This window comes from Dyadobacter linearis (assembly GCF_907165045.1).
GTDB classification, from domain to species: Bacteria; Bacteroidota; Bacteroidia; order Cytophagales; family Spirosomataceae; genus Dyadobacter; species Dyadobacter linearis.
Genome location: NZ_CAJRAU010000003.1, coordinates 408,356 through 431,545 on the forward strand (window position 1 = coordinate 408,356; position 23,190 = coordinate 431,545).

17 protein-coding genes are annotated in these 23,190 nt (G+C 46.2%); 8 read left to right on the top strand and 9 right to left on the bottom strand.

Going from position 1 to position 23,190, the window contains the following annotated elements; all coding sequences use genetic code 11:
• The first annotated feature begins 21 nt into the window (after positions 1 to 21).
• The 3 genes from KOD92_RS12175 to KOD92_RS12185 all read left to right on the top strand — a co-directional run bounded on the left by KOD92_RS12175 (position 22) and on the right by KOD92_RS12185 (position 1,722).
• On the top strand, positions 22 to 432 hold the full coding sequence (locus tag KOD92_RS12175; protein WP_215233846.1) for a hypothetical protein: 411 nt from the start codon (positions 22 to 24) through the stop codon (positions 430 to 432).
• A 120-nt stretch (positions 433 to 552) separates the two neighbouring features.
• On the top strand, positions 553 to 1,245 hold the full coding sequence (locus tag KOD92_RS12180) for a DUF421 domain-containing protein (protein WP_215233847.1): 693 nt from the start codon (positions 553 to 555) through the stop codon (positions 1,243 to 1,245).
• 75 nt (positions 1,246 to 1,320) lie between these two features.
• Positions 1,321 to 1,722, top strand: a complete 402-nt coding sequence (locus KOD92_RS12185) for a DUF1398 domain-containing protein (RefSeq protein ID WP_215233848.1) — start codon at positions 1,321 to 1,323, stop codon at positions 1,720 to 1,722.
• Positions 1,723 to 1,738: 16 nt separating this feature from the next.
• Here KOD92_RS12185 and KOD92_RS12190 read toward each other — a convergent pair whose 3' ends face one another.
• Complete coding sequence (locus KOD92_RS12190; RefSeq protein WP_215233849.1) at positions 1,739 to 2,752, bottom strand: threonine aldolase family protein; 1,014 nt, start codon at positions 2,750 to 2,752, stop codon at positions 1,739 to 1,741.
• Positions 2,753 to 2,796: 44 nt separating this feature from the next.
• On the opposite strand from KOD92_RS12190, the gene KOD92_RS12195 reads away from it, so the two are divergent.
• Positions 2,797 to 2,979, top strand: coding sequence for a hypothetical protein (locus KOD92_RS12195; RefSeq protein WP_215233850.1), 183 nt, complete (start codon positions 2,797 to 2,799; stop codon positions 2,977 to 2,979).
• 10 nt (positions 2,980 to 2,989) lie between these two features.
• Here KOD92_RS12195 and KOD92_RS12200 read toward each other — a convergent pair whose 3' ends face one another.
• The gene (locus KOD92_RS12200) at positions 2,990 to 4,138 is read right to left on the bottom strand and encodes an FAD-dependent oxidoreductase (protein ID WP_215233851.1); all 1,149 of its coding nucleotides are present in this window, start codon (positions 4,136 to 4,138) and stop codon (positions 2,990 to 2,992) included.
• A gap of 270 nt (positions 4,139 to 4,408) precedes the next feature.
• Between KOD92_RS12200 and KOD92_RS12205 the strand changes: the two genes are divergently transcribed.
• The 3 genes from KOD92_RS12205 to KOD92_RS12215 are packed head-to-tail and all read left to right on the top strand — an operon-like array spanning position 4,409 to position 7,247.
• Positions 4,409 to 5,254 (top strand): MBL fold metallo-hydrolase, encoded by an 846-nt coding sequence (locus KOD92_RS12205; RefSeq protein WP_215233852.1) that lies wholly within the window; start codon positions 4,409 to 4,411, stop codon positions 5,252 to 5,254.
• Position 5,255: 1 nt separating this feature from the next.
• The gene (locus tag KOD92_RS12210) at positions 5,256 to 6,023 is read left to right on the top strand and encodes a patatin-like phospholipase family protein (RefSeq protein ID WP_215233853.1); all 768 of its coding nucleotides are present in this window, start codon (positions 5,256 to 5,258) and stop codon (positions 6,021 to 6,023) included.
• Positions 6,024 to 6,080: 57 nt separating this feature from the next.
• Positions 6,081 to 7,247: an ATP-binding protein gene (locus tag KOD92_RS12215; protein ID WP_215233854.1), complete on the top strand. Its 1,167-nt coding sequence runs from the start codon at positions 6,081 to 6,083 to the stop codon at positions 7,245 to 7,247.
• Here the strand turns inward: KOD92_RS12215 and KOD92_RS12220 are convergent.
• The 4 genes from KOD92_RS12220 to KOD92_RS12235 all read right to left on the bottom strand — a co-directional run bounded on the left by KOD92_RS12220 (position 7,244) and on the right by KOD92_RS12235 (position 17,067).
• Entirely contained in the window at positions 7,244 to 8,557 is a 1,314-nt protein-coding gene (locus tag KOD92_RS12220) for a vanadium-dependent haloperoxidase (RefSeq protein WP_229254649.1), read from the bottom strand. The two genes, KOD92_RS12215 and KOD92_RS12220, sit on opposite strands and share 4 nt — an antisense overlap.
• On the bottom strand, positions 8,541 to 11,924 hold the full coding sequence (locus KOD92_RS12225) for a VCBS repeat-containing protein (RefSeq protein ID WP_229254650.1): 3,384 nt from the start codon (positions 11,922 to 11,924) through the stop codon (positions 8,541 to 8,543). The genes KOD92_RS12220 and KOD92_RS12225 overlap by 17 nt, the downstream gene beginning before the upstream one ends.
• 95 nt (positions 11,925 to 12,019) lie before the next feature.
• Complete coding sequence (locus KOD92_RS12230; protein ID WP_215233855.1) at positions 12,020 to 13,900, bottom strand: RagB/SusD family nutrient uptake outer membrane protein; 1,881 nt, start codon at positions 13,898 to 13,900, stop codon at positions 12,020 to 12,022.
• 11 nt (positions 13,901 to 13,911) lie between these two features.
• Entirely contained in the window at positions 13,912 to 17,067 is a 3,156-nt protein-coding gene (locus KOD92_RS12235; RefSeq protein WP_215234303.1) for a SusC/RagA family TonB-linked outer membrane protein, read from the bottom strand.
• Between the two features lie 553 nt (positions 17,068 to 17,620).
• Here KOD92_RS12235 and KOD92_RS12240 point away from each other — a divergent pair.
• Positions 17,621 to 18,970 (top strand): vanadium-dependent haloperoxidase, encoded by a 1,350-nt coding sequence (locus tag KOD92_RS12240; RefSeq protein ID WP_215233856.1) that lies wholly within the window; start codon positions 17,621 to 17,623, stop codon positions 18,968 to 18,970.
• 33 nt (positions 18,971 to 19,003) lie between these two features.
• Here the strand turns inward: KOD92_RS12240 and nadB are convergent, their stop codons facing one another.
• From nadB to KOD92_RS12255, 3 genes are all read right to left on the bottom strand, one after another.
• A complete protein-coding gene (gene nadB, locus KOD92_RS12245; RefSeq protein ID WP_215233857.1) occupies positions 19,004 to 20,581 on the bottom strand; it encodes an L-aspartate oxidase in 1,578 nt (525 codons plus the stop codon).
• Positions 20,582 to 20,610: 29 nt separating this feature from the next.
• The gene (nadA, locus tag KOD92_RS12250) at positions 20,611 to 21,606 is read right to left on the bottom strand and encodes a quinolinate synthase NadA (protein ID WP_215233858.1); all 996 of its coding nucleotides are present in this window, start codon (positions 21,604 to 21,606) and stop codon (positions 20,611 to 20,613) included.
• Between the two features lie 151 nt (positions 21,607 to 21,757).
• Entirely contained in the window at positions 21,758 to 23,179 is a 1,422-nt protein-coding gene (locus tag KOD92_RS12255; RefSeq protein WP_215233859.1) for an inorganic phosphate transporter, read from the bottom strand.
• Positions 23,180 to 23,190 lie beyond the last annotated feature (11 nt).

Consider the following 23,190-nt stretch of genomic DNA (forward strand, 5'->3'; position numbering starts at 1 on the left):
ATAACCTTAAACAGATTAATTATGGACTTGCAAGGAACTGATAAGGATAAAGAGAAAAAACCGAATCCTTCAAATAAGAATATGAGCGAGCCGGACACACTGGTTGAAACGCTCGAAAGCCTGAAAGAAGAAGGTTACACGTACGATTTCAACCTTACGGCGCACGCGCTGGAAGTCCACAAGGAAGACGGAATCTGTCTGAATCTCTCTCCCGAGGATTTCGATATCGTTCAGGTGTACCGCTTTGAAGGGATGACCGACCCGGCGGATATGTCGATACTTTATGCGATCGAGTCCAAGGACGGATTGAAAGGTACGATGGTCAGCAGCTACGGCGTATATGCTGACGCGATGTCAAATGAAATGATCAAAAAGCTGGATACGAGAAGTTCGCTGATCGTGCATAGTGACGATGACGATATTGCGCATTAATTGCGCTCTTATTCACACTATATTGTAAATTGAAGAGTGGAAAAGATGTTACGTTAGCCTTTTGGTGTAATGTGGCATCTTTTCATTTTGCCCGAACCTATCAACTAATCAACATATTGCATGAAAGACATTCTGGAATGGGAAAGGGTATTGCTTAATGAGCTTCCTCCCATTTTTCTTGTTGAAGTGCTGGTGCGCTCAACCGTCATGTTTGTCTTTTTGCTGATCGCACTTCGCATAACCGGAAAACGTGGTGTAAGGCAGCTTTCCATTTTTGAAACGGTTATTATTATCGCGCTGGGATCTGCCGCCGGTGATCCGATGTTTTATGAAGATGTGGGTATTTTGCCTGCATTGGTCGTTTTTGCAACTATTATCGCGTTATACCGGGTAGTAACCTGGCTTACAGGAAAGAGTAAATTTTTCGAGAAACTGATCGAAGGAAAAACGGTATGTTTGATTCACGAAGGCAAATTTTCAACTTCTGAATTCAAAAAAGAAACACTCGCTCAGGACGAATTTTTCTCGGAATTACGGTCAAAAAGTATTGAACATCTTGGACAGATCCGTAAAGCTTATCTGGAACCTTCGGGTGAAGTGAGTATCTTCTTTTATCAGGACGAGGAAGTAAAATATGGCTTGCCGCTCCTGCCAGAGTTGTATTACAAGAAAAGCAAGACGATATTGAATGCGGGTTACCATTCCTGTACCTTTTGCGGGCACACCGAGAAGTTGGAGCCAGGTACGCACAACTGTGAGGTATGCAGCAGAGACGAGTGGGTATGTTCGATCAATTCGTTGCGCATTGGATAGTATTTTAAGTTAAAAACATCGAAAAAACGCGCTGGCACAGCTATTTAACGGCTTTGCTTTAAAAATGACACAGCTATGGAAATGATAGAATTGACAGAAGAACTGATCAGGACAGCCGAGGAGCGGTCGAAAGGACAGCCTTATCCTCATTTTGCAAAAAACCTGAAAGCGATCGGGGTAGATAATTACGAAATCCGCGTGAGAGATCATGCGCGTACCTATACAGCCAAAAACGGAGACAAGCTCCATATCCCCGGCGACTATCCCGAGTTTGAATGCGCAGAAGCTTTCGAATTGGAAGAGGTAAAGAAAGCGATCAAGCGAAGCCAGGATGGCGAAATCGACTATCAGACTTTCCTCAGGGAGATCGGCGCAGCAGGTATTCACACCTACGTCGCCGACCTTACGGGTATGACGATTATTTATCAGGGACCCAACTCTGAATATGAATATGAGGAGAGCATTCCGGAAGTATAGCCTGGGGCGTTATCGCTCAGGCTAAACTTTTGCGAAGTTCTTCCAGATGTGAATCGTTGAAATCCAGGTGGGTTACAAAACGGACCAGTCCCCGCCCAAAAGTAACAGCAAGTATCCCGAGCTCCGCCAGTTTTTGCACATATTCAACTTCTGAGATCCCGTCCGCTAACCTGATGATTACGATATTGGTATCAACTGGGAATACAGCTTCCACTTCTGCTTTTGCTTCGAATATCTTCCCGATTTCTCTTGCGCGTGCATGGTCTTCCTTCAACCTTTCTACGTGGTGGTCCAATGCATAAATACCCGCCGCCGCCAAAAAGCCGGCCTGCCGCCAACCGCCGCCCATCGATTTCCGGAAACGGCGAGCCTTATTGATCGTTTCTTTTGATCCGAGCAACAGCGAACCTATCGGGCACCCAAGACCTTTGGACAAACAAATACTGATACTATCAAAAACTTCCCCAAACTGACGCGGCGTCTCGCCGGTTTCCACCAATGCATTAAACAATCTAGCTCCGTCCAGGTGCAGGGGAATACCCTTTTCGTTACAAACCTGCCTGATCGCCTTTATTTCCTCAAAATCATAGTAGCTCCCGCCACCCTTGTTCATGGTATTTTCGAGAGAAACCAGGCGGGTTACGGTGGAGTGAATATCGTGCTCGGGACTAATAGCAGCCGCTACCTGACTTGCAGTAAGCCTTCCTCTGTCACCATCCAGGAGCTTCACCGACGAAAGCGAATTGAGCATAATGCCGCCACCTTCATACAGATATATATGAGAATATTTGTCGCAGATCACATCGCTGCCGGGCTGGGTATGTACTTTGATCGCCAGCTGGTTAGTCATCGTTCCCGAAGCGCAAAACAGTGCATCTTCCATTCCAAAAAGCTCCGCAGCCTTTTCCTGCAATGCATTGACAGTAGGATCGTCGCCCATTACATCGTCGCCCACCGTGGCTTCCCACATCGCCTCCTGCATTTCCCGGGTCGGTTTCGTAACGGTATCACTGCGTAAGTCAATTTTCATTATGAATACATTTAAACAGATATATTGCATTCAAAATACGAAATATGGACTTCGAAGAGTATCTGATAACGAAAAAGATTGATGTAAATGCCTTCAAAAAGGCCGATGCGGCACGTTTTGAGGAATGGAGCAGCATTTTTCAAACGATGCATCCTGAAAGTTTTACGCAGCACAAAAAATTCCTGATCAACGAGATCAGGAGACGGTACCATCTGAAGGAAGACTAGGAAGCAAGCATTATCCTTTCATTTCTTCCATAATCTTCATCAGGATACCGACCGTTTTTTCAGTTTGCTCTTTGTTGGGCGTCGTGTCCCAATTGCCCACAATCCCGTTGCTGCCGATATAAATGCCGTCTTTTCTTGAAATAAAATTGGCTCCCTGGGTGTAAAGTTTATAGTTAATATCACTTTGGGGAATAAGGCACGAAAGCTGGCCGGAGACGGGAGTCAGCTCTTCATCATTGAAAACCGGCTTCGCTCCCAGCCCCATGCAATTGACCACCACTTTCTCCGGCAATGCGTCAATATCTTCCAGTTTTTTAATTTCCTGGATCTTCACTTTCCCGCCAAACATTGTGAAATCCTGCAACTGGTGACGAAGGTAAGTAGGGATATTGAACATGATATTGGAGCGCCGCGTCACATATTCCGCTTTGAATGGATGCTCTTTTTTATCCAGCCTCACGCGTTCCGGCAGCAAACCTTCTATCTCAAAATCCTCCCCGCCCGCGCCCGGCGTATACACAGGTACCTGATGAAAAACGCTGTATTCTTCTGCCCAGCAGGCAATATCATTCATACCCAACATAAACTGAAACCGCCGGTGCGAAAAGCGCGTCGCTTCTTCCCAAATCGTCTTGAATTCCGGCTTAGCCACATTTTTATCACAAACCCGCGATGCCGGGGACCACGTACCTGTCGCCAGGTTACTGGTAATATTAGGCGGAACATCTTTGGTATAAATAGTCACTTCGCATCCGCTTTCCTGCAAAAGTCTGGCAGTAGCAATTCCCACGGTTCCGCAGCCGATTACCGCCACTTTCTTTTCACCCGTTTTGAGCACATTGTTGCGCGCGATATTGCCGGTTCCCCACGAAAGCGACCAGCCGCTTCCGCCGTGCCCGTAGTTATGAACCAGCGTTTTGTTACCCAGCTGCTCCACGTCGAGCCTCGGCCCCGAAGCCCGAAAAGGCCGCAAGCCTACCGTTTCCTTCACGATCCTGTCCATCGAAAGCCGGAGCTTGGGAATCTGGTGGTAGCCCCGACTGATATGAAAATGTTTGTCGGGATATTGCAGCTGCGTTTTTGGCGCACAGGCAGACGCGATCGTGCCTAATGCAAAACTGGCGGGAATTGCTTTTTCGAAGAAGTTTCTGCGGTTCATCGGGTTAAGGTAAGTAAAGCTGGGTCAAATGAGATATTGTTATTTTTAATATTAAGAAATTATCTCTTGCCTACTGGTATTAACTCAAAAGAATATTTCCACACAAAGCATTTAATCCAATTATTACTTTACATTTTCCCAGTTGAGCAACATTTGTTTGTTACTGAATGCTGAAAGTGAAATTTATTGCATAGCGAGGCTTATTGGCTTTCGAAGTCGGAAGATCGAGAAAATAATGCTATGTTGGACGAATATCATATTCTGCCACTTATGAATATCCACATCATCGATACCGGCTTTTTCAAACTCGACGGAGGCGCTATGTTTGGCGTAGTCCCGAAATCACTCTGGAACAAACAAAATCCAGCTGACGAGAAGAACCTGTGCTCCTGGGCAATGCGCTGCCTGCTGATTGAGGACGGCGAAAAGCTGATTTTGATAGATACCGGGATGGGCGACAAGCAGGACGCGAAGTTCTTCGGGCACTACGACCTGCACGGCGACGCGACGCTGATTTCTTCTATTCAGGAAAAAGGATTTGCGCCGGAGGACATTACTGATGTACTCTTAACTCACCTGCACTTTGATCACGTGGGCGGAGCGGTGCGTTTTCAGGACCAATCCCGTCTGGTACCCACTTTCCCCAATGCAACTTACTGGTCGAATCAGGCGCATTGGGAATGGGCGGTCAATCCAAATCCGAGGGAAAAAGCTTCTTTCTTAAAGGAAAATATACTTCCACTGCAAGAATCGGGACAGCTGAAATTTATTCAGGACAATATTTCCCCTTTTGGTTCTATGGATTTTTTGTACGTAAATGGGCATACTGAGCAAATGATGCTGCCGGTGATCACATATAAAGATCAAAAGATCATTTACGTAGCTGATCTGCTGCCTTCCTCATTTCACATTCCGCTCCCCTGGATTATGAGCTACGATATGCGGCCGCTGCAAACGATGGACGAAAAACAGGCTGTACTTAAAGATGCGGCCGACGGAAATCACATTCTCCTTTTCGAACATGATCCTATATACGAAGCGGCGATCGTAGAACAGACAGAAAAGGGAGTACGGATAAAGGAACGGGGTAAATTAAGCGATTTTATTAAAAGTTGAAATGAAAATCGGTCTGGTATTATCGGGAGGCGGCGCGCGCGGAATTGCACATTTGGGGGTTATTCAGGCTTTGTTTGAAAAAGGTATCAAGCCCGATTTGATCAGTGCTACGAGCTCCGGCGCATTTGTCGGGGCGATGGTAGCATACGGATATCAGCCAAAAGAAGTGCTCGAAAAAATTACCCAGACCAGCTTTTACCCCTATTTAAGGCCAGGTTTCGGTGCGACTGGCTTGCTTCAAATGAAGCGCATTGAAACGGTGATCTGTCAATATATTCCTGAAAATTCCTTCGAATCCCTAAAAATCCCCCTGATACTGAATGCGACTGATATTGTGTCTGGGGAGACTGTACTTTACAGAAGCGGTGAACTCGCATTGCCTCTGCTGGCGTCCTGCTGCATTCCCGGACTTTTCAGTCCTATTCAGGTAAATGGCCGGGATATGGTCGACGGCGGGGTATTGAATAATCTGCCCGTCGAGCATATTGAGGGCGAGGCGGATCTTATTATCGGCAGCCACTGCAATCCATTCAGTCTCGACAAACCTTTAAAAACAACCACCGAGATCATATACCGAAGCCTGATCCTGGCCATGCACGCCAAAAACCGAGAGCGTTTCAAAAAATGCAACCTTATGATAGAACCGCCTGCTTTGAACCGGTTCGGAATTTTTGATTTCAAGAAAGCGAAAGCGCTTTTTGAGGTTGGGTATGTCTATACGACTAAGCTATTGGAAAACCCCGCAAACAGAAATCTAACAAATAATTAACCTAGTAAATCCAAAGTTACACTTTGGATTTACTAGGTTAATACTTACATTGCATTTATGATAAATCGCAATATCCAATCTATAATTGAGGAGCGGCTAGCGAAGACGCCGGCGGTCGCAATTCTTGGTCCTAGGCAGGTCGGAAAAACCACACTGGCAAAAAGCCTTGCGACTTCAAGTAAAAAATCCTTCACCTATCTTGATATAGAAAACCCAAGGGATCAGGTGAAACTAAGCGATCCCTACACTTTTCTTGAAAATCTGAGCGCAAACTGCGTAATCATTGATGAGATCCAATTACAACCAGAACTATTTTCACTACTACGGCCATTGATAGACGCCGAGCGAACGCCAGGAAGATTTATTATTTTGGGTTCTGCTTCACCTGCCCTGATCAAGGGCGTTTCGGAATCGCTTGCCGGCAGAATCTCCTATATTGAATTAACCCCAATCGGATTACCGGAACTGCCTGATGAAATCTCGATGCGTGACCATTGGTTCAGAGGCGGATTTCCGGAGGCTTTACTTTCCGGAAATGACAAGGAAGCCACCAAATGGCTTGACGATTTCATTCGAAGTTATGCGGAGAGAGACTTAGCGCACCTTTTTAGTGTGGAGCTGGTGCCGACAACCTTACGTAATTTCTGGAACATGCTTGCTCATTCGAATGGCAATCTATGGAATGCTGAAATCTTCGCGAGGTCTCTTGGGGTAAGTGCTCCAACTGTTTTGCGGTACGTAAGTTTTCTAGAGGGCGGATATATGGTCAAACGCCTTCAACCCTGGTTCGTAAACGCTAAAAAAAGATTGATTAAATCTCCCAAAGTATATGTTCGTGACACGGGCATTCTGCACCGGCTGCTGAATATCCCGAATCCAGAGGAGCTGTCAGGACATCCGGGAGTTGGTGCTTCCTGGGAAGGATATGTTATTGAGCAAATTTATCAACGAGCTCAACACGACATTAATATGTTTTTTTACAGGACCCAGACCGGAGCCGAGTGTGATCTGATTTTGGTCAGAGGAATTACGCCGGTCGCATGTATCGAGATTAAGTTGAGTAATGCTCCCACAGTCTCCCGAGGATTTATAAGTTGTACTGAGGATTTAAATCCTGCATATAAATTTATCATCACGCCGGGAAGTGACACTTACAATACAAGTCACAATGTCAAGATTATCAGCCTGATTGATTTTCTTGAAAAAGAGTTAAGTGAAATTTAATCGTGGCGTTCCAAAGTCCCGATCACCCAATCCCCAACTTGCTGCCCTTGCTTTTGCCCGTTGGTGATTGCGTCCATGAAGTGTATTCCACCATAAAATCTGGACATGCCGGATTCGAGCGCGGCGGCCATGAAAGACGGAAATTTGCGGGCTTTTAAATTGAACCGCTCTTCTACTGAATCGGTATAGGCAAAATTTTCGCCCAAATAATGCGTCAGGATAACTGCTGAGCAAGTCGAGATCACGGAATGTCCGCTGAGGTATTCAGGGAAAGGCGGGGTTTGTAGAAATGGGGTCCAGGTTGGGTCAATATACTTGCGGATCGCCGTTTCGGGACGAATGCGATTGCTTCTGTACTTTTCGTCCCAGCACGTCATAAAACTGTCCATTAACCCGATCGCGACCGAGGTATTAATGAGCAGCGTTTTCCCAAAATCGGCCTTCGCTTGCCGGCACGCAATATCCGTGATCCCCATCCAATGCGCGCCCGGCGAGATTTTCTTCATGCCTACCAATAAATGTCCTTTATTTTCCAGTGCAAACGGATTACAGTCCCAGAAAGCCGCAGTAACCCGGTGTTCCTGCTCCATTTTGTCATCGTAATTCTGCTGCATTAGTTTAAAGAATTCTGAATTCTTATTTTCCGAGAACGCTACCGGTGGAGGAGGCGGAAATTGCGAGGCGGAGTCGAGCGTAAATGGTCGAACAGTTGCGAAATAGGGCTCTACTGGCGGGAAATAGCCTGGTGGAGTCGGGTACCAGGTCCCTGGCGTCCTGCGCGGCTCGTATCTTGGGAAGTTGCTGATCAGATTGTATTTATCAGCTTTCGCGTATTTCAGGATCTGCTTGCTCATCTCTATTCCATAAGTTTTGGAACCAGCCAGAACCTCCTCGTCCCAGCCCAGCGTCCTGCATGAATCAACCAGTTTGTCCTGGTACTTCTGCAAAAGTGCGCCGGAGGGTTGCATTTTCTTGGCGGTTTCCAGCATCGCCATGATCGCCGCGAGCTGGTAGGAATAGGTTTCAACAGCCGGTTTCACGATTTCAGGAAAACCGTTTAAAACGCCGTTCATGCTTTTGAATGCGGTATCATGCTGCGCCACAACTTCGTATCCCGCCAGACAGGCATAGGAAAAAAAGCGGGCGCTCAGCGGCGGGTTTGTCACGTCGTGGACCATCACGTCGGTCATTTGCAGCGTCACCTGCCCTATCGCGTCCGGACTGACAAAATGCTCCTTCCGCTCTTTTGCGCAACCAAACCACAGACAAACGGAGGCGACTATTATAATGATCTTACTGAACTTTGCCAACCTGATATGCTTTGATTTCCTTTTGATTTATCCCAAACAACAACTTATTACCCACCGGCAAAACGCTTCTCACATCGCCTTTTAATATAAATCCCGAATCGTTCTGACGAATATAGCTGAACTGACCTTTGCCATTATTTTTTAGTAAAACACCATAATTGGCGTCATACTTTCCAAAACGCAGGCGCGCCTTGCTCACATTTCCGCAAAGCAAAAGGTCTTTTTTACCGTCGCCATCATAATCGAGGCTGGTGATGGTGTAAACTGGTGAATTTTGGACTTCCAACGGCAGCGCTTTTTCAACAAACTTCCCGGCTGCATTGCCTTCGAAATAAGCCGTTTTCAAATAATTGGATTCCAGCTCTTTCGCTCCTTCAAGTTCTTCCGGCGTGAATATCTCTTTAACAGAAGCATCCGCATAACTCTTGTAATCCTGAAAACGGGTACGCATAATGCTCATTTGATCCAGCATTTCGTCGCGCGTCACATAAGGGTAACTTTTCCCCTGAATATAAAAACTCATGATCGGATCGACGGACCCGTTGTCGTCAAAATCTTTGTAAAGCATTTGCACCGGCTCTTTGTCGCTGGCTTTGCATTGCGTATTCAGACCCAGATTCCCGATCACCAAATCCTGTTTTCCGTCCCCATTGAAATCATCCACGAGTATTTTATTCCACCAGCCTTTGTAAGGTTTGTCGAAATAATCGGTCGTTTTATTTTCCAGTTTGCCATTGGTATTGATCAGTACTGTCACCGGCATCCACTCTCCTACCAATACCAGATCAGGTTTTTTGTCATTATTAAGATCTGTCCAGGCCGCGTCGGTAACCAGTCCGATCCTTTCCAGGTCGGCATTCCAGTTTTTGGTTTGATCTGAAAAATTACCTTTTCCATCATTGATCAGAATATAACTTCTGGGCGCCTCGGGATACCTGCCGGGAATCACGCGACCGCCTACAAAAAGGTCCGGTTTAGAATCTCCGTTCAGATCGGCAACCCGCACGCAGCTGGTACTGGTGAGCATTTTAGGTAGTGCAGTAGTGTTTTTGGTTAAATTTCCTTTTCCGTCATTGATATACAGCCGGCTTTGCAGCAACGGATCCTCGGGCATGAAGCTCGCATAGCCGCCGCTGCACACAAACAAATCCTGAAAACCGTCACCATTTGCATCAAAAAAGGCTGCATCCGTATCTTCTGAATGCTTATCTGCCTCGAATGCACCGACCGGCTTATTAGTAAAAGCACCACCTCTCTGCTGAATGTATAATTTCGAAGGTTCCCCAGCCCCGCCGCCTGCAAAAACATCTTCCAGCCCGTCGCCATTGATATCGCCTTTTACCAAACAAGGTCCTGAAAATGAGATCGGATTGATCAACAGCGGCTGTCTTTTAAAATCATTTGTCTGGCTGGACGCACTTTTGAATGCGATCGGAGAAGTGACGGGAATGAATATCGGGTTGCTATTTTTCGTCGAGGGCCTGGTCGCTTTTGCATTGCTCTCGGCCAGTACCAGTTGCTGGTTGATTTTAGGCAAAATCAATTTTTGCTGCTTACCGCTCAGCCAGGTTATCGAAAGCGAATCAATGCTCGTTTCTTTTCCCAAACCGAAATGCAAAATCGGTGAAACGCTGGACTGGTAACCGCGTGTCGGCATTTGTTCGAGATATTGTTTCTGGCCTTTTTGGTAAATGGTAACCTTTGCGCCGGCGCCTAGTGTATTCTTTCCTTCGCCTTCGAGTTCTATTTTTAAATAGTTGTTTTTCAAGAGCTTATCTCCATCATTTTGGTAAATAAATGCTGGTTTATTGATGTTATTGACGATCAGATCCAGATCACCGTCGTTGTCCAGATCTGCATAAGCCGCTCCTCCGCTGTTTGACACTTCTCCCAGCCCCCAGCTGTCGGCTACATTGCTGAATGTGAGGTTTTTGCCATTTTTAAAAAGATAGTTTTTCATATTGGAAGAAGGCATTTGGTAGACCATTTGCAGCACATCTTCCCGCTTCACCTGACCCTCTATCCGCTTTAAATGGTCGCCCATGAATTTGACAAAATCCATATTAGTGAAGTCCCGGAGGTTACCATTTGTGATAAAAAGGTCTTTCCAGCCGTCATTATCATAATCGGCAAACAGCGATGCCCAGCTCCAATCGGTATTCGAAACGCCCGCAAGCTGACCTATTTCTGAAAAAACAGGGACCTTGGAACCTTTGCCCGCGCCCTCGTTCAGTTGCAGCATATTCCGCATATACTGGTGGTGAAAGCCGACTTTTACATTGAAATCAAACAATTCATAATTGTCGAGGCCCGCGAGGAGTTTCTGCCTTCTGTTATCTTCCGGCAGCATATCGAGTGTAAAAATATCCGGCAGCCCGTCGTTGTTGAAGTCGGCAATATCGTTTCCCATTGATGAATGTGAAGTATGCCCAATCCCTTCTCCGATCACATCCGTAAACGTCCCGTTTTTATTATTGATATACATAAAATCTGGCACCGAATAGTCGTTGGAAATGTACATATCCTGCCAGCCGTCCTGGTTAATATCGGCAATACCAATGCCCAGCCCATAAGTCAGCGGCGAGCTGAGAATGCCAGCCTTTTCGGTGATATCGGTAAAAATCGGTTCGCCGCCTTTCTGATCGTTACGAAATAATCTCACTCCTGTCACGGGATCATTCTTCTTTAAAATGTCCGCAGTACTGGCCTCGTCAAGGATCGGCAGCGACTTGGGATTATGATTGAGCAGGAACATATCCAGATCGCCATCTTTGTCAAAATCAAAAAAAGCGGCCTGGGTACTGTTGCTGGGATCGCCTAAACCATATTTATATGCCACCTCTTCAAACTGAGGAATTCCATTTGCGCCGTTTCCTTTATTTATAAAAAGCTGGTTCCTTAGACTTTCAGGAGATACATTTCCTGAGTAACAAACGTAGATATCCAACTTCCCGTCCCCATTTACATCGGCCATCGTCACGCCCGTTTTCCACGGTTTTTCTCTACCTCCTACCCCAGCCTGAGCTGTAATATCTTCAAAAACCATATTCCCTTTATTGAGGTATAGTTTGTTAGAAACCATATTGCCGGTGAAGTAAATATCTTCGAGCCCATCGCCATTTAAATCGCCGACAGCCACGCCGCCACCGTTATAGAAATATTCGTACATCAACACATTGGTATTCAAACCTTCTGTCAATGTATTGGCAAAATCGATCTTGGTTTTTTCCGGGGCGAGCAGTGTAAAAAGTGTCGGTCCGGTGTTCTCTTCCGGCTTTTCCGTCTCCGCGTCTTTTTTGCAGGAAGCGAGCGTCAAACCGAATAGCAATATCAAAATACCCGATTTCCAGGATCTGGCGCTCATCATAACAGCGAACTAGGATTATTAGTAGGGATAGAAAAAAGAAACTATGTCTCCTTTTCGAAGACATAGTTTCTGTAAAAATAATCAATAAAATAATACTATTTGTCGTATCCAGGGTTTTGAACCAACAACGCATTCCGATTGATCTCATCGCGGCTGAACGGACGGAAGTACATTTTATCCACCCATTTCCGATTTTCGTGAGACTTTTCCTCCACCGGCGTGTAAGTATAATCGTAAACCGTCGGATCGTAATGATAAGGCTCTTTCATCGACTTACCCGCCTTGAATTTACCGATCACGTTGATGTATTGAAGTGGCCGGCCCAATGTAGCCTCAGCGATCATCCACCGACGTGCATCGTGGTAGCGATGTTCCTCATAAGCCATTTCAACCCTTTTCTCGTGACGTAAAGCATCTTTTAATGCAGCTCCCGATACTTTCAATGCAGGCATACCGACGCGGAAACGGATTTTGTTCAACCATTCCAACGCAATTGCATCCTGACCCAATTCAATGCTTGCCTCTACGTAATTGAATACGTTTTCAGTAACGCGAATAAATGGCCACGGGATGTTCTGGCGGTCGGTATTGTCATATAAACCTGGATTTGGGTCGATAAATTTACGCATGTAATATCCTGTGCGGCTACCATTCCAGTCTTCTATTGAGCTGCTTCTGGTATCTAATCCTTTGCGGTTGATCAACGCACCTTTGTCATCAAGCAAATCATAAGCGCCTGTCTGAATTTGGTTGGCCGGATCTTTGGCATCGGAAGGACGTGGCTTCCAGGGTGCACCATCGTACATTACAGTTGCATAAAGACGCGGATCACGGTTTGTGTACGGGCTCACCTTGTGAACAGGGTTTGTCCATGAAAAAGGTGTTCCGTCCATCATCTGGTAATCGTCAACCAACGTACCGATCGGCGTATTACCTGCCCAGTTGTGGTATCCGTTAGGACCGTTGTTCAAACCTGTCTGGCGCGCGCCTTCGTTCATACTTGGCGAGAAATAACGGCCAAAAACGATCTCACTTCCGGCACTTGCATCAAGGGTTTTGTCAGCACTTGCGCCGCCCATTGCGATCGATACATAGTTAAGTTTACCTTGTTCCGGAGTTACGGGGGCAGCCAGGTTCAGCTTGAAACCTCCGCCTATTGTTGCGTCCAAAGCAGCTTTCGCAGCTACCTGCGCAGCCTGCCAGCGCGCTTTGCGGTCGCCGGTTGTGTATCCAAGGAATTCCGGATTAGGATAGCCTGCGATTACCGAAGATTTCGCTTTGGCAGTCGGGATATCGTGCAAATCACTTGCTGCGTAAAGGAGTACCCTCGCTTTCAGTGACAAAGCAGCTGCCTCAGTGGCGCGGCCTTTTGCAAGATTTTTCCCTTTCAATAACAATGCAGCACTGTCGCAGTCACTTACGATCGCCTTGATACATTCGTCAAAAGTGTTACGTGCCACCGAATAATCTTCATTCAGTTTGTACACTTTTTTGATGATAGGAACAGATCCATAGTAACGCACCAGCTGCTGATAGTAGTAAGCTCTCAGGAAGTAAGCTTCTCCGATCAGTCTGCTTTTAAGCGCCTCGTCAGTGAAAGTAGCGATAGGCAGGTTGTTCAGTGCAATATTTGCATTACGAACCTGCGTATACATCTGGCTCCATCCGTAAGTCGCGTCAACCCAGCCCAGATTGGACGGGCTTAAACTTCCTTCGGTCACTGTATTGATATTACGACCAGTGTGGGTAAAAACGGCTTCGTCCGTGAGGGAAGCGAGCATTTGCTCACTAAATCCACCCTGCTGAAGTCCTCCATAATTACCCGTTACAAAACCTTCTGCCAATGCCCCGTCTTTCCAAACCTCCTCGGTCGGGATTTCGGTCGGTGGCGTTACGTCGAGGAACTCGGTATCGCACGATGCCAAACCGCCCGCCAACAGCATTACGATAGCTAAACCTTTATATCTTAATTTCATATTTGTTTTCATTAAAATGCCAAACGTACACCAGCGCTCATAATTTTTGCCTGAGGATAATACTGACCATCATTTCTGGTCGCTTCCGGATCCCACACTTTGATCTTGTCGATCGTAAGCAGGTTCAGTCCGTTCACATAAATTCTCAGATTGCTCAACCCGACTTTCGATCCGATCTCAGAAGGCAGGTTATAACCCAGTTCGATGTTTTTCAAACGCAGGTAATTGCTGCTTTTCAGGAAGTAGTCGTTGATACCAGCCTGACCAGTGTTGGTGTAGTAACGGTTGTTACGGTTTGTCAAACGTGGGTACTCGCTAGTTGGGTTATCGATCGTCCAGCGGTGGTCGAAGTCATATTTCAGGTAGTTACCAATGTCGCCGGATTCTGTCAGACCGATGATCTGCAAACCGCCGGTAGCGCCCTGGAACAATACTGAAAGGTCAAATGCTTTGTAGCCAAGGTTGATAGAAGCACCGCCTGTAAACCATGGACGCTGCACTTTCTCGCTGCGCACGCGGTCATCCGCACTGATTTTCTTATCACCATTCACATCTTTGAACTTCATATCACCTGGTCTCAGGTTACCAGTGATCGGGCTGTAATCGATTTGATTGGCATCGATCTCAGCCTGGTCTCTGAATGCACCGTCAAACTGATAGACTAGGAATGAGTTGTAAGGCATTCCGGTAGATCTCTGATAAGAAGGAGCACCCGGCGTTTCATCCCAGTATTTAATCTCATTTTTAGCAAAACCACCATTTACACTGACAGAATACGTGAAATCACCCGCATTACCATCGTAGCTCACTTTAAATTCCCATCCTTTGTTTTGCAGCTTACCCAGGTTTTGAGGAGGAAGCTTTCCGTCGATACCGGCAGTTGAAGGTGTAGAACCAGCCTTAGGGATCAGGATATTAGAACGGTTGTTTACGAAATAATCAAATTCGAAAGCGACTTTATCACGGAACAGTGTACCCTCGATACCGAAGTTGGTATTGTTGGCAACCTCCCAGGTGAAGTTCTTGTTCGCAACGCGTGATTCGAGCAAAGTCTTAGCAACCTGATCGCCGATAATGTAGCTTCCGAAGCCCATTGTAGACAGATATTGGTATTCAGCCAATGTTTCTGTTCCAAGGAAATAAGGTTCAGCACCCATTTGGCCCCACGATCCGCGTACTTTCACATTGTTCAGGAAGCGGATATTGTTTTTCCAGAAATCTTCCTCCGAAACCCTCCATCCTGCCGAAACACCAGGGAAGAATCCGAAACGGCCTTCTTTTGGAAATACGTAAGAACCATCCACACGCCACAGGAATTCAGCCAGATATTTCTCTTTGTAGTTATAACCCGCACGACCGAAGTAGCTCAAACGCGCTCTTTTATACAAATCGAAGTTATTGATATCCTGCTCGGCAGTACCACCCGCGAAAAGCTGGTCAACTACCGGAGAGATGAAGTAGCGGCGGAATGCGAAGAATCCGTCTGCGTCCACTTTCTCATTCTGGATACCCGCCATCACATTGAAGTTATGCGCGCCAACAGATTTTTCGTAAGAAACCTGACCAGTAAGCTGGATTGAAAGCTCCTGAGAAGCACTTTCTCTCAAACGAGGATCTTTGAAAGTAGAGCGAACTGTTCCGCTAAGGAGCGGGCTTACGCCATCGGCTTCGAATTTAGATTTGTCAGGCCATGAATACAAAGTCCACGGCGTTTCGAAGTTTTTCTGACGACGCAGCTGCTTATCCAGAGCCGCCATCACGTTTACTTTCAGCCCGGATACGCCTGGAATCTGAATTTCAAGTCCACCGTTAGTCTGGATATAATCCCTTTTATCGTTGTTATAACCAGTTGTATTGGTTGTGATAACCGCAGGGTTCTGACCATTTTCAATATCAGGACCCGGGCGACCGTCTGGCCAGATTGCGATTTCAGTCGGCTTTCCACGCATTAACATACGGAAAATCGCCTGCGCGCTGTTTCCACCACTTGGGAAATGCCTGTGCTCTTCGCGCAGTGTAAGTCCCAGATTAGCAGTTACATATTTATTGATTTTTGTATCAAGATTGATACGCATATCATATTGCTTGTAACCGGTTGCAGAATTGATGTAATATCCGTCCTGCTTGATGTGCCCGATCGAGGCAAGGTATTTGATATTCTCGCTACCACCTGTCAATTGCAGGTTATGGCGCTGCTGAGGTGCCCATTTACGAAGTACCGAACCGTACCAGTCTGTATCAGGGTAAAGCAGAGGCGAAGATTGGTCTCTGAATTTTTGAATATCCTCCGGCTTGAAAACTGCATTAACCACATTTTGATTGTCGGTACGGGTATAGGATCCGTTTGAATTAAATCCTTGCAAAGCACCGCCCCATTGTCCCACAGGCAGGTTATCGTAAATCTGCAATTCGTTACGGATTGTCGCATATTCTTCTGCATTCGACATTTCCGGAGTACGCGTTGGTGCAGACAACCCCAGGTTCACATCGTACGAAATCATCGGCTTGCCGGTTTTTCCGCGTTTGGTAGTAATCAGGATAACCCCGTTACCGGCGCGTGAACCGTAAATCGCAGCCGCAGCATCTTTCAAAACCGAAATACTTTCAATATCAGCAGGGTTGATCCGGTCAAGACCACCGCTTCTGTTTGGTACCCCGTCGACAACGATCAGTGCATTGCTGTTACCCAGAGAGTTAGTACCCCGGATACGGATCGCCGATCCATCATAACCTGGTTCACCACTTGCCTGTACAGCAGAAACACCCGGAAGGCGGCCGCCCAATGTATTTGATAAGTTGGCTGCCGGTGCTTTTTGCAATTCGGCTCCCTTAACCGCTGTAACTGAACCGGTAAGCGTCGCTTTTTTGGCGGTACCGTAACCTACAACCACTACCTCTTCCAGTGCTTTGGTATCAGTTTGCAGCGTGATATCGACAGAATTCCTGTTCCCGATCGCAATTTCCTGGGTCAGGTAACCGATAAATGAATAGACGAGCGTGGCATTTCTTTCTGCATTCACAGTGTAGTTACCCTCGTTGTCGGTCACAGTCCCAGCGGTAGTCCCTTTTACGACTACACTTACACCCGGCAATGCCTGGCCTTGCTCATCCTTGATCTTACCTTTGATTGTGTTCTGCGCGTGGGCGGCTGTCACAAAAGCAAGCATGAGGAGAAGTGAAAAAATACCACGCGACACGACACGGGGTACCCAATCAGTAGAAAATCTCATAGATTAAAATTTAGAGTTAAAAGTGGTAATTGAAAGTTGCTTAACCGTATAAGCACGGAACGTAGAGCTGAAAAATTCTCCCAGTCACGGAAGTAGTCTACAAGTCAAAGAAGAGTTGGATCGGAAAGTTTTTACATACGCTTTTTTTAAGGGTGGTTGAAACGTTCAGTCATTAATTCAGAGGGTGTACTTTTAACACAATTCGATTTACAGCGCCTGCAAAATCCCTTCGATAAGTACATATCAGAATGATTTACTCATGCGATTGTACAAAAAGATATTAATTATTTAACAAAAGAAAGCGTTCACGGTTATAGTCTATAATTTATAAGAAAATAACAATATATATCACTTATTTAGCTGGAAATGCAGTTATTGTAATATATAAGTTACAATTATTCGTTCTTTAATCCAGAATTGGTAACCACTGATTGATTATTTATATTCGCATTCTTAACTGCTACTGTCTTTACCCACCTATCTACTTGTAATGAGATTAAGCTTACTCTCCCTGATCACTCTCGCCTTTTGTTTTAGTTGTAAAAAAGAGCTCACGCCAGCCGAATACAATGCAAAGGCGGCAGATCCAGCGCTTTTCCACGAAACCGCTACCTACCTGACGGACGTGATCATCCACGATATTTTCAAACCGCCGGTTGCAAGCCGCATTTACAGTTATTCGTTCCTGGCTGCTTACGAAGCACTAGTGCCCGGGTATCCTGAATATCAATCTCTTGCAGGCCAGCTGGTCAAGTTTACAGCACCGCCAAAGCCTGATTCCTCGCTTGCCTATTGCTTTCCCCTGGCTAGTATCCGGGCATTTACTTCCGTGGGCCGCACACTGACTTTCTCAGGTGATATGTGGGATAAGTATGAAAAAGGGCTTTTTGAGAAGTATCAAAACATGGGAATTCCGGAAGAAGTATACGAACGGTCACTAGCATACGGTGATTCGGTTGCGAAGCATGTGATGCAATATTCTTCCAAAGATCACTATAAGGAAATCCGTGGTTACAGGTATACGGTAACCCACGCGCCCGGCACCTGGGTACCGACGCCGCCCGCTTACGCCGATGCTTGTGAACCTATGTGGAATACGGTCCGGACTTTCACATTAGATTCGATCACACAGTTCCGTTGCCCGCCCCCGGCCAAGTACGATCTTGACAAAAACAGCAAGTTTATGAAGTTGGCGATGGAGGTTTACAATACCGGCAAAACGCTGACCGAAGAGCAAAAGGCAGCTGCCTATTTTTGGGATGATAATGCATTTGTTACCAATGTAGTCGGCCACGCAATGTTCGCAAACAAGAAAATGACTCCCGCCGGACACTGGCTCGCTATTATCAGAACGGTATCGACAGACAAAAAGCTGGATCTGATCCGCTCCACCGAAGCATATACATTGGGCGCATTGGCACTGTTTGACGCGTTTTCAGCATGCTGGGATGAAAAGTACAGGACTGTGAGAATCCGGCCCGAAACGGTGATCAATAATAACTGGGACCCAAACTGGCGACCATTCCTCGAAACACCGGCTTTCCCGGAATATGTAAGTGGGCACAGCACGATCTCGGCCGCGTGCGGAGTAGTATTAACGAACCTGATCGGCGACAATGTAGCTTTTACAGATTCGACTGAAAAGAAATACGGGCATGGTGTAAAATCCTTTAAATCGTTTAAAGAAGCCTATTGGGATGCTTCGATGAGTCGGGTTTATGGCGGAATACACTACCGCGACGGCGTGGAAGAAGGCACTTATCTGGGTGAAAAAATCGGTCAAAATGTCTGGCAACGCGCGGTTACCAAGAAAGGTCGTCACGCAATTGCCAGTAAGTGATTTTTTTACGCGACGCGATCTACGCGACTCGATCTACGCGACGCGATCCGCATTGTAGTGCAGGCCGATGTTTTCTCTTCGCGCCATAGCCATTTTAATGATCAGATACGAAACAGAGATCATATTCCGCAGCTCGCATATTGCTACGGAAATTTTGGATTCGCGATACAGATCTTCGTGCTCCTGATGCAGCAATTCAAGCCGGTCGTAGGCGCGTTTCATCCTTCGGTCGGTGCGGACGATACCTACGTAATTGGACATGATACTATTCAGCTCCCGCGTCATTTCTGTGACCAATACCTGCTCTTCGGGGTGCGTAGTGCCGGAATCGTCCCATTCTGGGATATTATCAGGAGTAAAGGCATTTTCAAAACTGGATATTGTGCTCTCATAAGCCCGGTGGCCAAAAACTACTGCTTCCAGCAATGAATTGGAAGCCAACCTGTTGGATCCGTGCAAACCTGTACAGGCACATTCCCCAACTGCGTATAAAAAGTCAATATTAGTTTTACCCCATTCATTCACCCGGATTCCTCCGCACATATAATGTTGCGCAGGCACCACCGGGATCATATCTTTCCGTACATCAATTCCCTCGTTCAGACAGTATTCTGTGATATTTGGAAAATGCTCAACGAACTTTTCATAATCGCAATGACGCACATCGAGGTAAACATGATCCACCCCGTTCTTCTTCATTTCTGAGTCAATAGCCCGGGCTACAATATCGCGCGGCGCAAGTGAAAGCCTGGAATCGTAATTTTCCATAAATGTACTTCCATCAGCTCTTTTCAATATCCCTCCAAAACCGCGAACTGCCTCGGAGATCAGGAATGAAGGTTTTTGACCCGGTTTATAGAAGCTGGTGGGGTGGAACTGAATAAATTCCATATTGTCGCAAATCCCTTTTGCCCGGTAAGCCATCGCGATTCCGTCGCCGGTCGCTATCGTCGGGTTGGTAGTACTTTGGTAGATATTCCCGATCCCGCCGGTCGCGAGCATCGTAGTTTTTGCTATGAATTTTTCCACATCTCCGGTCTGGCGGTTCAGAACATACGCGCCAAAACACTTGATATCCTCCTGGTAACGATAAACGGTCTCGCCCAAATGGTGCTGCGTGATCAGTTCGACAGCATAATAGTGGGTGAATATCTGAATGCTTTTGTGCCGGTTCACTTCTTCCAAAAGTGCCCGCTCGATTTCAGCGCCGGTAATATCCTTGAAATGTAAAATCCGGTTATCCGAGTGTCCGCCTTCTTTGGCCAGGTCATATTCTCCCCCGCTTTCCTTGTCGAACCGGGTACCATAATCAATCAGTTCCTGGATTCGCTCGGGCGCTTCGCGCACAACGATTTCGACGATATTCCGCTTGTTGACCTCGTCGCCCGCGTCCATCGTATCCTGAATATGCTTTTCAAATGAATCCGATTCTGCCCAAACGACCGCAATACCGCCTTGTGCATATTTAGTGTTCGTTTCGTCAGCCTGAACTTTCGTGATCACGGCAATGGACTTCTCCTGTTTCAGGGAATCAAAATGTCTGGCGAGTTTGGCCGCGTAACTGAGTCCGGCAATACCCGAACCAATAATCAGAAAATCAAACTGGGGCATAAATTGAGAGAAAAATACAAATTATAAGATTAGATACCTTTGCTCAGTTCCAGCATGCGGGCCACTGATTCGTAGGCTTTCAGCCTGATATCTTCCGGTACAAAAATCTCCGGCTGCTCATAATAAAGTGCATTATAAACTTTTTCTAACGTATTCATCTTCATGTATGGACATTCTGAGCATGCACAGGTATTGTTGTCCGAACCTGGCGCAGGGATCAGTTTTTTGTCCGGCACCGATTGCTTCATTTTGTGTAAAATGCCTGCTTCGGTCGCAACTATAAACTTGGTATGGTTAGATTCTTTAACAAACTTCAATAGCCCGGTCGTCGAACTAACATAATCCGCCTGCTTCAATATATCTTCCTTACACTCAGGGTGCGCAATCAGCAATGCATCCGGATTTTCATCCTGCAACTGCTTCAATTTTTCCCTCGAAATATCAATGTGAACAATGCAGGCGCCGTCCCACAAAACCATATCCCGACCTGTTTTATGCGCGACATATCTTCCTAAGTTTGCATCGGGAGCAAATATAATTTTCTGATCTTTCGGCAAACTCTCAACGATCTGCAATGCATTTGAGGACGTACAAACAATATCCGTCAAAGCCTTAATTTCTGCGGAACAGTTGATATAACTGATCACAATATGATCGGGATATTGCGCCTTGAATGCAGCAAATTTGTCGGCGGGTGCAGAATCCGCGAGCGAACATCCTGCGTTGAGATCAGGAATAACGACTTTTTTATTGGGGCTCAGAATTTTTGCAGTTTCGCCCATGAAATGTACGCCGCAGAAGATGATCATATCTGCCTCCGTCGCAGCCGCCTGCTGAGAAAGACCGAGACTGTCACCAATATAATCCGCAAGATCCTGAATTTCAGCGTCCACATAATAGTGTGCGAGGATCACTGCATTCTTTTCTTTCTTTAACCTCGTGATCTCGGCGATCAGATCGATATCTTCGGCAACAGCTTCGGTGACATACCCGTAACGGTTTACCTGCTCTTCAATAGTTGTCATTCTGGTGAATAATTGGCTCTAATTGATATTAAAACTCCTTTTCGAAATTACGATATTAAAACCAATCCAAAGCAAAGAAAGTGCGACGCGGTTTATAAATGGAAAAGCCGGAACGTTTCCGCCCCGGCTTCAATCCAACAAAATTTCTTACTTATAATATCCAGCGAAAAAACGCATATAACGTTCCTGAAAGCAGCATAGTGACCGGTAATGTTAATATCCAGGCAATTACGATATTCCGGACTGTTCCACCCTGTAAGTTTTTGACACCTTTACTGGCTACCATCGAACCCGCGATCCCGGAAGAAAGTACGTGCGTTGTACTCACCGGCAAGCCGAGGTAAGACGAAACACCGATCGTACTGGCTGCAACGAGCTCAGCAGAAGCACCTTGCGCATAAGTCAAATGTTGTTTCCCGATTTTTTCACCAATCGTCACCACAATACGTTTCCAGCCCACCATTGTACCCAGACCCAGCGAAAGTGAGATCATCAAAATAACCCAGTCCGGCGCGTAATCCGTGTAACGTCTGATACCCTGCTCACTTCCCGACTGCATTTTAAGGTAAGCAGCATCGGCCGGACCCAGGTTTGCATGTCCGTTATCAAGGATCGTTTTTGTATTGCGGCTGATCAAAAGCAATGAGCGACGGGCGTCCATTCTTTTTTCCAACGGTAATTTATGTTCCGGCAGCGAGTCGCTTACCTGTGCATTCAGGTTGGTAATTTCATGTTTAATTGTCGCCAGATTGTGGCGATCTGTAACTGAAAGTCTGGAAGAATCAATTTTTGAAACCGCCTGCTCGATACCGATCAGATCCGCTTTCATTTGAATAGGATCCTGGCTATTGTCCAATGCAAAATGTGCAGGCACAATTCCAATCAATATCAACATTACCAACCCTACTCCTTTTTGTCCGTCGTTGGAACCGTGGAAAAAGCTTACTAATGTACAGGTTGTGATCAAAATAGCGCGGATCCAGATTGGAGGCGGCTGATTTTTCTTGGGCTCACTGAAAACGATTTCACGTAAAGGCTTTGAAAGTGACCGCCTTAATATGAACATAATGATGATCGCCAATGCAAAACCGAAGATCGGAGAAGTCAGCAGCGACATGAACAATTCTTTTGCCTTCGACCAGTTTACACCCGCTGCATTGGAATTCTCGGGCATGAATGTAAATGCAAGACCTACCCCTAAAATAGAGCCGATCAATGTATGGGAGCTCGAACTAGGCAAGCCAAAATACCAGGTACCCAGGTTCCAGATGATCGCGCTGAAAAGCAGCGCGAAGACCATTGCGGCACTATGATAAACGTTTTGATCAATGAGCAATTCGACGGGAAGCAGGTTGACAATACCCATTGCTACTGCTATTCCACCAAAGAAAACACCGCAGAAATTCATAAAACCAGACCAAACTACGGCCACATTTGGTTTCAGGGAATTTGTATAAATCACAGTAGCGACCGCATTGGCAGTATCGTGAAAACCATTGACAAATTCGAATGCGCAGGCGGCTAAAAGGCTAAAAGCGAGGAGAATAAAGATGTCGGTTTCAAGACCAAACATAGAAGAAGTAT